This is a genomic window from Citrobacter sp. wls613, assembly GCF_005281195.1.
Classification (GTDB): Bacteria; Pseudomonadota; Gammaproteobacteria; order Enterobacterales; family Enterobacteriaceae; genus Citrobacter; species Citrobacter gillenii.
In genome coordinates this window covers 90434-104869 of record NZ_SZXN01000036.1, presented here as the reverse complement: position 1 = coordinate 104869, position 14436 = coordinate 90434, and the positions used below count along the sequence as shown (strand labels likewise).

At 49.0% G+C, this 14436-nt stretch carries 8 protein-coding genes and 3 pseudogenes; 2 read left to right on the top strand and 9 right to left on the bottom strand.

The genetic code is table 11. The features are described 5' to 3' along the window. Window positions 1-589, bottom strand: a pseudogene (locus FDX01_RS23585) (transposase); the annotation flags it as partial. Window positions 590-653: 64 nt separating this feature from the next. Between FDX01_RS23585 and FDX01_RS06235 the strand changes: the two are divergent. Beyond that, entirely contained in the window at window positions 654-869 is a 216-nt protein-coding gene (locus tag FDX01_RS06235; protein WP_137399441.1) for a DUF4224 domain-containing protein, read from the top strand. Between the two features lie 2 nt (window positions 870-871). Continuing rightward, window positions 872-1885: pseudogene (locus tag FDX01_RS06230) on the top strand (tyrosine-type recombinase/integrase). A gap of 501 nt (window positions 1886-2386) precedes the next feature. Here the strand turns inward: FDX01_RS06230 and mzaE are convergent. From mzaE to FDX01_RS24090, 8 genes and pseudogenes are all read right to left on the bottom strand, one after another. Then, entirely contained in the window at window positions 2387-4183 is a 1797-nt protein-coding gene (gene mzaE / locus FDX01_RS06225; protein WP_097470985.1) for an MZA anti-phage system associated AIPR family protein MzaE, read from the bottom strand. Then, a complete protein-coding gene (mzaD, locus tag FDX01_RS06220; RefSeq protein ID WP_137399431.1) occupies window positions 4170-5198 on the bottom strand; it encodes an MZA anti-phage system associated PD-(D/E)XK motif protein MzaD in 1029 nt (342 codons plus the stop codon). Before mzaD ends, mzaE begins: the two co-directional genes overlap by 14 nt. Further along, entirely contained in the window at window positions 5182-8040 is a 2859-nt protein-coding gene (mzaC, locus tag FDX01_RS06215) for an MZA anti-phage system associated Z1 domain-containing protein MzaC (protein WP_097470987.1), read from the bottom strand. The genes mzaD and mzaC overlap by 17 nt, the downstream gene beginning before the upstream one ends. After that, window positions 8037-9539 (bottom strand): MZA anti-phage system associated ATPase MzaB, encoded by a 1503-nt coding sequence (gene mzaB / locus FDX01_RS06210; protein ID WP_137399430.1) that lies wholly within the window; start codon window positions 9537-9539, stop codon window positions 8037-8039. Before mzaB ends, mzaC begins: the two co-directional genes overlap by 4 nt. Continuing rightward, complete coding sequence (gene mzaA / locus FDX01_RS06205; protein WP_097470989.1) at window positions 9536-11587, bottom strand: MZA anti-phage system associated sigma-70 family RNA polymerase sigma factor MzaA; 2052 nt, start codon at window positions 11585-11587, stop codon at window positions 9536-9538. Before mzaA ends, mzaB begins: the two co-directional genes overlap by 4 nt. 433 nt (window positions 11588-12020) lie before the next feature. After that, a pseudogene (locus FDX01_RS06200) lies at window positions 12021-12365 on the bottom strand (restriction endonuclease); the annotation flags it as partial. Window positions 12366-12500: 135 nt separating this feature from the next. Continuing rightward, window positions 12501-14075 (bottom strand): HNH endonuclease family protein, encoded by a 1575-nt coding sequence (locus tag FDX01_RS24095; RefSeq protein ID WP_283205036.1) that lies wholly within the window; start codon window positions 14073-14075, stop codon window positions 12501-12503. Then, entirely contained in the window at window positions 14038-14373 is a 336-nt protein-coding gene (locus tag FDX01_RS24090; protein ID WP_283205035.1) for a DUF262 domain-containing protein, read from the bottom strand. Before FDX01_RS24090 ends, FDX01_RS24095 begins: the two co-directional genes overlap by 38 nt. Between the last annotated feature and the right edge of the window lie 63 nt (window positions 14374-14436).

The following is a 14436-nucleotide window of genomic DNA, read 5'->3' as shown; positions in this document are numbered from 1 at the left end:
CAGGTTTATCCCGTTTCAGTCTTTTTTTCGGCTTGATGCGCATGTTCAGCGATAGCTCGCAGTAAATCCGGTACACCCTTTTGTGGTTGAAGCGGAAGCCTTTTACGTTGCGCAGGTACAAAAAACACAGCCCAAATCCCCCAGTTGCGCTGACTGCCCGTAATGCGCAGTAGCCAGTCGGCAATGACCTCATTTTCCTCATTCAGCTGAGGCTGATAGCGATAGCAACTTTCGCTGACAACAAACAGCTGGCAGGCAAAACGTATGCTGACATTCCGGCTCCTGACCGCATCCTGCGCCATCAGCTTTTGACGCGATGGCTTCACCACTTTTTTGCCATGGCTTCCTGAATGATTTCGGCTTTGAGGCGCTCTTCAGCATACATTTTTTTGAGGCGGCGGTTTTCGTCTTCCAACTCTTTCAGACGAGTCATCATGGAGGCATCCATCCCGCCAAAACGCGAACGCCACTTATAGAAACTGGCGTTGCTCATGCCATGTTCACGACACAGTTCAGCCACCGGCGTTCCGGCCTCGGCTTGCTTCAGAATGGACATGATCTGGCTGTCAGTAAAACGTGATTTTTTCATGGAGATCTCCCCGGTTCAGATTACGAGAGAATTCTACTTATGAACACACCGGTTTTTCGGGGGGATTACCGTTTTATCTGATGCTGCTATACAAAAACTCACTGGTTATAAGCAGCCAAAAAAACAGCGGGAATGGCTGTCACGTGCGGGGATCTGGTTTGGAGAAGATCGCAATGGTCGCCCGCGCACCACATGGGACCACGTTAACAACCCCATTTCACTGAGACTGGCGGCTCAGCGTAGACCCGAACTGGATACCCCTAACTTCGATGCGATGTGAAAATGGCCGGAAAACGGAAGAACCCAGCAGACAATATTTACCCTCCCCGAGTTTATCGCGGAAAATCAAAGTTTGAGTTTCACCTAGCGACAGGCGGAGCGGTGCAGCTCTGTCCGCTGGATTCTCCGGTTTCCCTAATCTGGGCAAAATATGAGGCGGCGTTAAAAAATATTCAGGAAAAAACAAACCTGTCCGGCCTTATTGATCAGTTTTTTGAAAGTGCTGACTATGCGCGCCTGGGCACTGAAACACAAAAAGACTATAAAAAGTATTATAAAAAAATCATTCCGGTATTCGGGAAAATGGATCCTGATGGCGTGAAACCGCAACACATCCGAAAATATATGGATAAGCGCGGAGTCGTTGCGCCTGTGCAGGCAAACAGGGAAAAATCGTTTCTCAGCCGTGTTTATGGCTGAGCATACGAGAGAGGTATGGTGGCAGGTAATCCGTGTAAAGGAGTCCGCCCGTTTAAAGAAGAAGAGCGGGAGCGCTATATCACCGATGAGGAATATGCTGCGCTTTACGGTGTGGCGCCGCCTGTTGTGCAAATCGCGATGGAACTAGCTTATCTATGCCTGGCGCGACAGGGTGACGTGCTGGCGCTGCAAAAATCGCAATTGCTTGAGATGGGTATCTTTATCCGTCAGGGCAAGACAGCAGCAAAACAAATAAAGGCATGGTCAGATCGTCTGACTGCCGTTATAGAACTGGCAAAGTCGTTACCCCTCAAACAGGGTTTATCCAGTGTTTACGTCCTTCACCAGCAGAACGGTCGCCGGTATACACGGGACGGATTCAATAGTCGCTGGCAGCAAGCCAGAGAAGAAGCACAAGCGAAACATCCTCACCTTCTTTTTGATTTTACTTTTCACGACCTGAAGGCCAAAGGTGTTTCGGATCTGGAGGGAAGCCTGCAGGAGAAGCAGCAAATTTCAGGTCACAAAACGATTACGCAGACCGCGCGTTATGATCGCAAGGTTAAAATCGTGCCAGTGGTTGGCGGTCAGAAATGATTGCATCATGTGCAACATGACGAATTGATGTTAGGAAACATGTTAGGAAATTGGATTTCAGGCACAAAAAAACCACCCGTAGGTGGTTTCACGACACTGCTTATTGCTTTGATTATTCTATTCTTTCCCATGGTGCCCGGAGTGGGACTTGAACCCACACAGCCTTACAGCCGAGGGATTTTAAATTCTACGCAGGATCAATGAGTTACATAGCAGTGCATTGCGAAACTTTGCTGTAGTTGTCCTTTTACTTTACTGTAATTTGCATTAAATAGATAGGCATGGATAACGTTGAGCACAGAAAAAGCACAGGAGAACAGTTTCCTGCCTGAGAATATTTTAAATAATGATGATGTGAAGCGCCATGGGGCTACCGGCGTTGTATGGTGATGTGTAATCTAAGTCTTCAACTAAGAAAAAGTTCGGTTTATTCAACAAAGCCCCGCTGCGAGCAACCCATAACACACACGCGGGGCTTCGATCATGAACTCAGTGGACAATTTAACTACTCATGTGATCTTCCATTTTTCCATGTGCGGAGAAATAGATTTTACTGCGGACATACTCCCAGCATTCAGGCTTCTTCGCCCACTCCGATATCATCCTGCCATTCGCGGATTCAGTCAGAAGACTATTCACCCGATGGGCTAAGCTGACAAGCCGGTTGCCCATCGTTTCCTCAATGCCTTGTTGATTCCAGATCTCTGCAAGATCCGTTTGGTTGCCATAAAAATGTGAATAGGCGGCCACAGTATAGGCGGCAATATTCGCCTTAAATGCGGGGAAAAGTGAATTAATCAACTTATAGGCCTTCTTATAAATAATGGCCTGCGCGATGTAATTTTTAAAACGCTCAATGTTCAGTTCATCCCCATAACGCTCAGTATCCTTGTCGATCATCGTCATTAATGCGGCAAAGTTCTTCTGTCCGCCGAGGCTGACTAAATCCGGACGCTGGAGCCAGGCACAATGATATTTTGCGAAATCTGTTTTCGTTATCCGGCGAGAGGCAGGAATCGCGTCTTTTAACCGTTTGATTCCAGCGGGTGTTTTACCTTCCCGTTCCAGCATAACCTTATAACTGCCGTTCGCTCGCTCGTAAAACCAACGGCTGTATCCGTCCGGGCAATACACCGTGTTTGCCATTTTTTCCAGCTGTACATGTACCGGTCGATTGGCTGACAGATCGGAAATATTGACTTTATTCTGGCTATTCGAGAAGCGCGAAATATCCGCAATTAGCATCTCTTCTTGTGCATTATTCGTCTGTTTCAGCACAATGACTTTTGCGGGTACACGCACGTTACGCAGATTGGTTGCCGGGAATTTCTTTTTGGTGAAAAACATAGAAGCCGTCGTCTGCCCACCGTTGACAATCTGCATCCCCTGCATCCACGCAATACCAGGACCACCTCCCGGCGCTTCGCCAAGCCTGACCTGATCGGCAACAATCACAATGCCGTTGTTATAAGCCATAAAACGCTCAGGCTGCTCGCGTAAAGTGTCACGAATCCCTTTGTTGACTTTCCCCGTCTGGCTCAGAAATGAGCGAACGTTCGCTTCCAGAATCCGGTTGCCATATTTTTCATAGATAAATCGCAGCGTCTCGCCCGGAACCACCGTCAGCGCATAATCATATTCACCCATTTCATCCGGGATCCAGACACAGGGGAGTGCGCCCCCCGCCACCTCATCAAAATTAACCTGCAGTTCGTCGCGTGGCTTACCTTCCTGCCAGTGGTTAAACAGGCGGACAATGTCCATAACCTCTAATTTAATGGTTTTACCGGCCACATCGCGGGACTGATACCAGCGGGTTTTCACCTGACCATCGGTCAGAACATAAATTCTGATTTGCTCCAGTTCCGTGTAGGACTGTTCGATGGTCGTCACCAGTTGCCAGGCATCATTGGACTGATCGAGCGTGGATGATAATTTACCGTCAACGCACTTCTGCAAAAATTGAATGCAGTGACCGGCAATCGCTTTTGTCTCAGCATCCGGGACGTGACAAAGCTCGTCGCTACCGTGATAAATGCTGACAAAAAGGTCAAGTTGATCGCCATCTTCTGAGAAGGCATAACCGCTGAGACGCACATTGTGTCCACTGACTTTCGCCATAAAGTGACACGTCTCGGCATCATCGAATGTCATGCCGATATCGGCCATATGACGCATAACAATATCGGTAAAAATCAGTTCCGGAAAAGGCGACTCAACCCCAGGCTGAGCCATTTGATCCTGATATTCCTTGCGAATCTCATTCTGCGTTTGACGTAAAAAATCAATAAGTTCCATGCGGTAATCCTGCAAAGTCTGACAAGCAATGGTTAAAATTTTGAGCCTGAGGAATAAGTGTCTGGAGTTCGAGTTGATAGCACGCACTCACCACCGGCAACGGGACATTGGCATGCGTCAAAGAGGGAAAATCCGCTTCAATCGGAAGTGCAAACGCCTCTGTCAGCAAGAAATGACGTGTATAGAATTCAGCATGTTCAGTGAAATATCCGACGTGACAAAGCGATCCCTCAAAAAGACAGGCCGCCGGAGCGTTTCCCTCAAACCGCTGACGAAGACGGTAAATGAGGTCATTCAGGGTCGCGCCGGTGGGATGCTTGCTGAAGCGCAAACCGCACAACATGAGCGAGCCAGGCCGCTGCCAGTCCAGTTGTTCAAGCGCGTGGATGGTTACGCAAAAGCCCTGCTCTGCTGTGGTGCTTTTTACCTCAATGGCGCGTTCATCGAGTTCAAAATCCTGTAGGCCATGCTGCGGTCCTACCCATGCTTCGACTGCCGTTGACGGCGCAAGACCGCTCTCGATTAACCGCTCCAGACACGTCAATTCCCCGATTAACCCCACTTCTTCTTCATGACTGAGTGGACGGGTATCGCGCTCCATAAACGCCTGCCATAAACGAATCCGACGGAGCAGGGTTTCAAACAGACGCGGTTCAGAAACGTTCAGGAGCGAATGGAGAATATCCAGAATCATCGTCGTAAAGACATCCGCATTCCCCGTTTGCTGACGACGGATCATCAAACCGTTCTGCCGCCCCTCCTCTGTTCCGGTCATCTCAACGCGAAATCCTTTACTGGACGGCAGCGCCGTCGACCCCGGCGAAAGAGGATGAGGAAACACGGCAATCAGCATTTCTTCATTATCAGGCTGACGACGCCCGGCATGAAAGCTACAGCCCTGGTGCGTAAAAAGCCGAATCCCGCGCCAGCCCTGAGCGCCGGGCTGTTCGTCTATCTGAGATCGATCTAAGGCTTTCCAGGCCGCCAGCAGATCATCTTTACTCAGCCGCACCATACTCTTGCTCCCACAGTACGTTGTTCACTTTGTACTCCACCGTTACCCCACTGCGGCTTCCCGGAAAACTGATGCCAAAAGCCACCACCGGCAAGGCATCGTCCTGATATTCCGCTGCCGACAACGCCTGTTGCGGGTCCAGTAAGTAAATGAGCAATAGCCCTTTTTGACGCTGTGCCGGGATGTCGTTTATGCCAAATCCTTTGATCCGACGCAGTACTACGCCACCAGGAATGACGGGCTCCTCTCGCCCTTCATTGCGTCCGGGATCGGCATGAAAATTACGCTGCGTTTCGGCCAACGCGGCAAGCCAGGTCGATTCATCGCAGTCAATCCCTTCATCGCGTGGGGAAAGTAAACGGCCAATAGAATAGCGGTCAGTGACCCCCTCAGACGCTTTACGCATCATAAGCGGGACGGGGAAGCCACAGACAGCATGATGACGATCGACGCCACCCCCTATCACCGCAACCGTCCATTGGGTGAGTTCATCAACACGATTCATCCGCGTAATGAAATCCGCAAGCAGTTTGCTGTTGGCTTTCCTGGCCTGAGCGTGGGTTTCATATTCCGTTAAGAAATCAATGATCGGCTCGGGAGAGACGTTTTGCCAAATGACCCCTTTCCATTTTTCAATCTTCTCTGCGCGCCGTCTCTCAGGGATCGGCGCGCCAGAACCGACACGCCCGGTCAGATGCTGGAAGGCCGCGTAGTTACGCTTGTGGTACTCCGGTTCTTTAAACAACGAAATCGTTTCGACCACCGTGCCACTGAAAGAGAGCCATAGTGAGCGCGCGCTACGCATTTTTAAGGGGGATGTCACCATTAACACGGGGTGTGATTTCACTTTTAGCCCGAAATCACGCGGAGTTCCGCCGCTGGCGACCATATTGTCAAACTCTTCCCGCAGCTCTTCTGAGGCATCCGCAATGTGCTCAAACCATTCAATCAGCTCATCGGTGGTATACAGCCGACATACATCCAGATATCCCTGTCGATAGCCAAACCAGCGCCCCATCTGCATTAACGTGTCATACATGCGGGAGGCGCGTAAGAAATAACTGGTGCATAATCCCTCAAGCGTTAGCCCTCGAGCCAGTTTGTCTCCGCCAATCGCAATGACTTTTAAGCCTGTCGCACTGTCCGAATAATCAAGCGCATCCTTCGCCGTTCCGTTTATCATTCGTACCGACACGTTTTCGATCACGGTATACAGCTTGTCGACGATCTCCCGCCACGCAAAGGCGTCGTCCGGAATCTGCTGCGGCATGACGTCGCGAATCGTCTGACCAGTCGGCAAAAAGTCGGCCTGCCAGAGTGATTCAAGCTGATGTAAAAAAGGCTCGTGTCCAATCCTTCGCGTCAGTCGCTGTCTCACGTCCTGAATGTAGGCGTCAATATGCTCATAAACGACCGATTGCACTTTATTGAAGCGGGTCACATGGACCAGCATCGAACTGTGTTTATCTCCCTGACCGCGTAATTCTCTGACACAGCACGCCAGCAAAAAGCTATCGATGGCGTGTTTTAACGAGTCCGGGAAATGGGTTAGCGTATCGAGCGTGGGATAGTGCGAGCTCTTATGAGAAACCGGCATCCACCCTCTTTTTCCGTCATCGCTGCAATGATCGCTCACCCGCCTGATCAAAGGCAGTTCACCGGTCCGCCCTTCCGCGGCGGCCCGACCAAATACCCTCGCCGGGCCGATGTAATTAGAAGGTGCGCCGAGGTTAATGATAAAGGCGGAAGGGAACAAATCCGGGCCTTCATCACGCGTTTCATTGCTCTCGTGAATAAAAATATTGGCAAAGGGCGTGGCAGTATAGCCAACATACGCCTTACGGCTGAACTGCATCAACAGCTTACGAATCAGGCTATTGATTGCCGTTGGCTGATGTTCAGCATCCGGTTTTCCATCGTCATCGTAGACGATTTCCCCCGTATCAACTGAGGCATTATCCGCTTCATCATCAATCATCAGCAGCGGTAATTCCGAAACAAAACGCTTTCCGGTGACGGGGTCAACGCTGGTGGCAACATGGTTCTCAATCCAGGTATGCAGGCGTTTCAGAATAGATTTATTTTTCTTTACCACGAACAGCCAGGGCCGTTGCTCGGGGCTGATTCCCAGATTCTTAGCCACTCCGGCACTGAAGTCGCCCTTTTCAGATCGGTTGGTGACGTAATTGGGACGAATGACGGGATCGCTATCAATATCGCCCACCCCAATGATGGTCACTTTTTCTCTGAGTGGACTCGTCTCGTAGCCAAGAAATCCTTCATCCAGACGCATTTGGGTCTGCGAGCGGAGGTTATTATGCAAACCCGCAAGCACAATGATTATCTTATATCCCGCATCCGCGGCTTTACAGATTAGACCGGTATAGTGGCTGGTTTTCCCCGACTGAACATGGCCGACCACCAGACCACGCCGGTCCCAGCGCCCTTCCCGCCCTGGCTGCTCAAGTAATCCCAGAACACGATCCGTTGAACGGTCAAGGGTATCCAGGACTCCCCAGGGCATCGTTTTACCAAGCCATTGGCGATATCGATGCCAGTAGCGCCACTCGCGTTTCGCATCTGCGGTCAGCCAAGGTTGATGTCCTTCATCATTACTCAGAGAAGTATCTTCGCCCATCCAGATGCTATAACGGCGGATCAGCTCTTCGACCAGAATCTCCCGGTTATCAAGGCGGCTCCACTCCGGTTTCATCTGACAAACCATGTCAATATGTTGGCGCAGAATGCCAGGGGTGATCGTGCTTTTATCCTGGCCTTGCAGGAGCGTTTGCACAATCTGCAATACACTCAGTTGCGTGTCATCCAGGGGATTCAGACTCATAGCGATTTCTCTTGTTGATCGTCGGGGAGTTGTGCAATTAATTCGGGATAATTATCGAAAGGTTCCATATTTTGCAGATGCTGTTTCGCCAGCGCCGGTGACATCGCCTGCTGACCAACCAGGGTCTGGTACATGACCTGCAATACGGATAACACCTCTGCGGGCGGCGCGGTTTCAAAGCCTGTCCGCGGCGTCTCTTTTGTCTCAGCCGTATCAAGCCAGATTTGCTGAACCGGAACGGTTTCCTCAATCAGTCTTAGCATGGCCTGAATTTGTGGGGATAACTCACCAGCCTGCGAAAGGACATTGCTGATGACAGGATGTTGTAACGAAATCTGGTAACGAACACCTGATGACGTCTTCTGCGCCTGCCAGAGATGAACGAGTTCCTCGCCGGGCTTGCGCTTATTCATTTTCCCGCGTTTGGCAAATGTCCTTACCGCACGATCGCGTGTTGATTGCGCCAGCTGAGTTAACCAGGGACGCAGCGAAACCGGCGGGCGCGCCATCGATTTACGAATATCAATCTTCCAGTCTATGTCGGCATCATTAGGGATATCCAGACGGATCCGCGCAAGGCGGTGGGTTTCATCTTTCGTCCAGGCCCGGGCATTTCCAAGTCCAAGCCAGTTGCCCGCCACCAGCAATCGCTCATTCCGGTATACATAAAATCCTTGCTGAGCCGTCCAGCCTGCCGGTCCTTGAGCCTGTTGATACTCCTGCGTCGTCAGGTGATCCTGATGCGGCAGAACATGACACTCCACCTTCACGGCAGGAGCGCCTGGCGCCATTGCCGAAGGCGAATGCCAGGGCTTGGAAGGATGCCCGCTGAGAAAGGGATCCCAGGCTTTAATTTTGCGACCATTGAGGGTGAGAGTGAGTCGGGGAGCGTTCCCCTCAAGGAATCGGTGAAATACCATCGCCAGATGTTGTTCAACGCCATCCATCAGATTGAGGAAATCTTTCTCACCGTAGCCGGGGGTGACAATTCGGTCTAAAACGTCCCACAGCACCACCGTACCGTGGGAGTCAGGATTCGCATTTGCTAACGCCTCCTGACTCCCTGGGTCAGCACCTTCAAGCAAATACCAACCGTCGTCCGTACTGGCGGCGAGAATGTCCAGATCCCACCGCAGGATGGTCGTTATCCCCTCTTTTTTAGAGGAGACCGTCAGGCGACGACATTGCGAAAAGGAGGCGGTTTTGAGTCCAAGACCGAAGCGGCCCAGATCGTGTCCTGGACGCTTTGTCAGCGGGTTTTTGACCCCCAGCCGCATCGCAACATCCAGTTCAGCGGCCGACATGCCGCAACCATTATCCCGAACCACAATATAGCTATCCGACTCACGCCAGTGAAAAGTCAGATCGACCTTACGGGCACCAGCACTGATGCTGTTGTCGATGATATCAGCCAGTGCGGTGGCGGTGTTGTAGCCGAGCCCTCGCAGAGCTTCGATCATAATGGCTGCATTCGGTGGCGCATGGCGCATGGTCGTCATTCTTCTTCTTCCTGCATCTCGCTCAACGCGGTTTCCCACTGTTCGACGAAGCCGCCTAATTTCGACGCCCGGCTGTGATGACGTAGCTTACGGAGCGCTTTGGCTTCTATCTGACGTATCCTTTCTCGCGTGACATCAAACTGTTTACCCACCTCTTCCAGCGTGAAATCTTGCGTCATACCGATGCCAAAACGCATTTTTATGATCTGTGTTTCGCGTGGCAACAGCGTATTCAGGACCGATGAAATATGTTCTCCTAGCTCCAGAGACTGAACGGGAGCACTGGTGAAATCCCTTCTGGTCAGCAGCGCGTCTCCCGACAATGCTGCTTCGCGGTCCTGTGCGTCTTCATGAAAATCACCAATCAGCACCGTCTGTTCTTCATATTTAGCCATCTGAAGAAGTTGACGCTCTGGCAGGTCGGTCATTTCCTGCAACCGTCTGAGGGTGGGCGTTATCCCCTGGCGATGCAGCAACTGATCCCGACTGCTCCGCCAGCGCCTGAATTGCTCATAGAAGTGAACGGGTAAACGAATGAGCTGAGCCTGATCGGCAATCGCGCGGCTGATCTTCTGGCGGATCCACCAGGAGGCATAGGTAGAGAATTTGAATCCACGCCGATAGTCGAATTTTTCAACGGCCTTGATCAAGCCCAGATTACCTTCCTGGATCAGATCCTCGATATCTAATCCTTGCCCGCAGTGTTTTTTCGCAATCGCGACCACAAGACGTAAATTGGCGTGGATTAACCCCTCCCATGCGTCTCTGTAACTACTGACATACAGACTGACATTATGGCATTCATCAGGGATGAGCGTTTGGGCGCGCTCGACTATCTGCTGCAGGTCACGGTACTCCGGGCGAGGGATATGATTATCCTGGTACTCTTCAGCTTTCCCACTTCTCAGCAGAATGAGCAGATCGTTAAAGGTGATGGCGTCATCGTCATCGGCTGCGGAAGAGATTTCCTCATCCGCTTCTTCCGCGTCGTCATCCTCTTCAGTAATCTCAGGCGATGTCGCGGGAAGGCAATTCGGATGCAGCAACTGTAGATATTCTGCTTCGGGTAATCTCGCCAGGATCGTCATCAAGTTGATAAGCGCCGTATCCATGCGCTGCCCGAGTCGCTCTTCCTTTGTTTTATCGACGACATCCCATTGGCGAATGTCCACAAGATAACGTTCAAAGATGCCGGACTGCCGCAATGCACCGAAAGCGTCAAACCAGGGCTCGAGATCATCACTCGCCGCTAATTCCCCACAGGCATCACTTTCCGGGAAAGCATCATCGCCATCCACAATCAAAGGTAAGTCCTTGATCAATGCCTCTACTCTGAGCCGGAATTCAGGCCACGGCATGCCGAAATCATCTTCCCCGGCAGACCGGATGTCACGAACAGAGACACGACCGGCATCCAGTGCGCTAGTGAGCAACGTTGAGAAATGGGGATAATTTTGCGGAGAGTGAGAAACTGGCGTCGGCGGGTCAGGAAGGGAGAGTTCGATATCGATCCACTCAGCAGCGTTATCTATCGGGCGATAGCGGGATAATAATTGCTGAGCCTCAGCGGAAGCGTGTCGTAATGTCAGATTATCTTCGGCGGGTTCCGATTCGATTTCAGCATCCCACTGCATAAAATCCATTGCGTCTTCGGTTTCGGGAGGTTCTGTTTCGACATCGGCTTCAATTACAAGCTCAACGTTTGCCTCATCATCTAGCCCCCCTGCTAGTTGCTGCCCGTCAGGCGGAGGAGATTGCCGATAACGAGCTAACAGATCACGCAGCGTTTGCTCCTGCGCGAGGTCACTGGCGCGAAACCCGAGGTTGTTTTGATGCTCAACATCGACACCCGCACACAACAACATTTCGCAAAGAGCGAAATGCCCATTCTGGGCCGCAATCATCAATGGGCTATTTCCCAGAGAATCTCGTGAATCTTTCGGCAATCCCCTGCTGAGATGAAACTCCACCACGGAGGCGACCCCGCTTTTTAGCGCCCGAATAAGTAAAGGGGGGATGCGATAAAACTTAGAAACAGAGCGATGCATGCTGACAGCCTTTCCTTGTAAACCACACCCGCGGAAATGCAATCTATCTTATAGGGAGAAAATCGAATTTGGTACTGTATATATAAGCAACATATCATTTTTGGTGATCTTCATCGCCAATTGGGCTTTGATGAAAAAATCGAGCTTTTGCTGAGCTGAAGGACCTGTTAAAGCATTTGCTGACAACACATGCAGCCATGTAGTATACCAGAAGTTCAGAGCCACCAATTGGCACACCTACAAAAAGCCCTTCTCAACCTTGGCTCAATGGCTTTCTGGCTAGATGACGAGGCCATTAGGTCTCATATGAATGAAGTGGTTACTGAATTTGGCCACCTGAGCAGAAGTGCTTTACTCACCTCAGAACAACACAGGTAAGTCCCCCTCTCACGGAGGCCTACCTGTCCTTTGCTATATTTATATGACTGCAAAGTTACGAGTTTGACTGGAAATCTTCGATTATCTTCTGATTGTAATCATCCAGATACTTTTGCAGTTCATCCCTGTCGATCAGACGTACCAAGGCTGACTCAGCTAACTCTTTGGCAGAGCGTGTGAAGTAGGAATTAGTCACAACCATCGCCTCATCACAACCATAGAACGTTTTAGCAGAGATCACCTGCTGCACCGCCGAGTTACCTACAGAACCAGAATAATTTTTCGCCTGAATAACCATATCCTTACCAAATCGAGTGACGAAAAGATCTGCACCCTGATCTTGCGTTCTCTTGGTTTCTTTGACGTCATAATGACCTGCCCCCAGTATTCGGTACAACTGTCAGTTAGTAATATCTGTTCTGTGAACCGCTCTCTGAATGTGATCCATTCATAATCAGCGCTACCTTTAGAGGTTGAATACCCAGCCCCTGGTAAACATAACGTTCCAGGGGGTACTTTGCGATGAAGGATATTTTTACAGCGTAAATTCGTTTCCGGGTCCAGTGCCCAGGTTATTTACTATATAAGCATCTATTCTCTGATCGTTAAATCGCCAGCAGTCAATGGCAAGATCCATCAGCAGGCGCTGCCTTGCTGTGATGCTTTCCGCGGACCAGTCTTGATATTCATAACCATATTTCAGCTTAAAGCGATTTAATGCAGTGTTATCACCAATTGAGTACTGGGAGTGGAGTAATCGAGTCATGATGATTTCAGAGTTTAAATATTCTGTTTGTTTTTTCAAAAACCAGTCTTCACTCAAATCATTGCAGTTATTGACGGACTGGTTAATTGTACCCTCTAATAATGTTACATTACCAATCTTGTAGAGATAACTTGTTCGATTTGCATCAGAGAACTCCCCGTTTTCAGGGGCGTTTCGTACCGTCTGAGGAAGAATATGCTCAATTTGCATCTGCTGAATAGCCTGCTGGCTCTTTTCCGGAAAACCGCAAAGATGGCGGATATGATTCTCTAATCTACCCAATACATAACGTTGGCGATACTGAGGCGTAAAATTATAGTCATTAATAATTGAGAATCGTTCTTTAAATTCATCTAAACGCTCCACAACAAAAGGTATAAGTGTTGCTGAAACAACATTTGCAACCTCTGCTTTCGTTTTCACATCCCGAAGCTTTACAGCCCATTGAGTAAAGCGTTGCTCATATGTCTTCGATTGAATAGCCATTGTATTTGTAAAGAATAAAAAGCTCTCAAGTTGAGCACCTAAGAAATCCATTACATCATCAGAACAACTAATGTCCAATGCCATTAGTAAAACCAAATGCTGACGTGAGCGATATTTATTAATATATCCAATGTTACTTACGTTTGGAAAACGGATATTTTCACGCCAGTAGGCTGCTTCATTTGTTGCATTGACCAGGTTAGCGTATCGTTCTGATAATTTTTCCAATTCTTTGACGAGGACCATAGGGCGGGTCTTATACTGCAACGACAGTTCCCCCTCAGCTGAAATGATCCATTTATATATATCATCTTCACGCAAAATCCCGTGATGATATCGTGCCATCAGAAAGTAACGTAAAAAACGAAGCGGGTTATCACTTTCGCCGCAAGACTCAAGGTTATTAGTGATGGATTTCCATGTTGTCTTTATTGCCGAAAACTGTTCTTCTTTTATCTGACTGAAAATCAAATTCTTAACAAGATCCATAGCATTAAGGCTGGCACCACGCTGATTGATCGTTTCGAAGATCTTTAATGCGCTACTTAAGTTCTCTGATTCAATGACAACCAGCTCAACTTTTGTTAAAAAAAAGCGAGCGAAGGAGATTAATCCATTCAAGCTATCTTGCAATTGGTATTTAAGATAATCACGAATGTGATCATACGCGTCAGCCATTTTTTTTACTGAAGCTGTTTCCGCAAAGGTATTGGTTTGCCCTTCAATTAACCGCGAAATAAATCCTCGACTTTCTTCATATTGAAGATCTAGTCTAATTAGATTTTCCTCACTATTAATATCATAACTAGAGAGCCATTCCTCAATAGTTTTCAGATATTCCAGCCCTTTTTTTGTCAAGTGTATCCAATCTATCTTTTAATAGATCCCGTAAGGCACACATAGTGATGACAATAGTGGTCAACCGCTGCTGTCCGTCAATAACATCATGCTTTTCCCCATTCTTTACGATAATAACAGAACCGAGAAAATAACCATTTTGATCTTTCTGCTCTGGTTGGTATTCATTGTCTAAATCCATGATAAACTGTTCAACCTGATCATCAACCTTCCATACATACTCACGTTGATAATCGGGAACTAAAAAATAATAATCGCTTAATTTTGATATATTTTTTACATCGGCTTCTATTTTCATTTTTTATCCTTACATAGCAGGATGAACACCACAGATCATACTGATCCCAGATCCAATTCACAA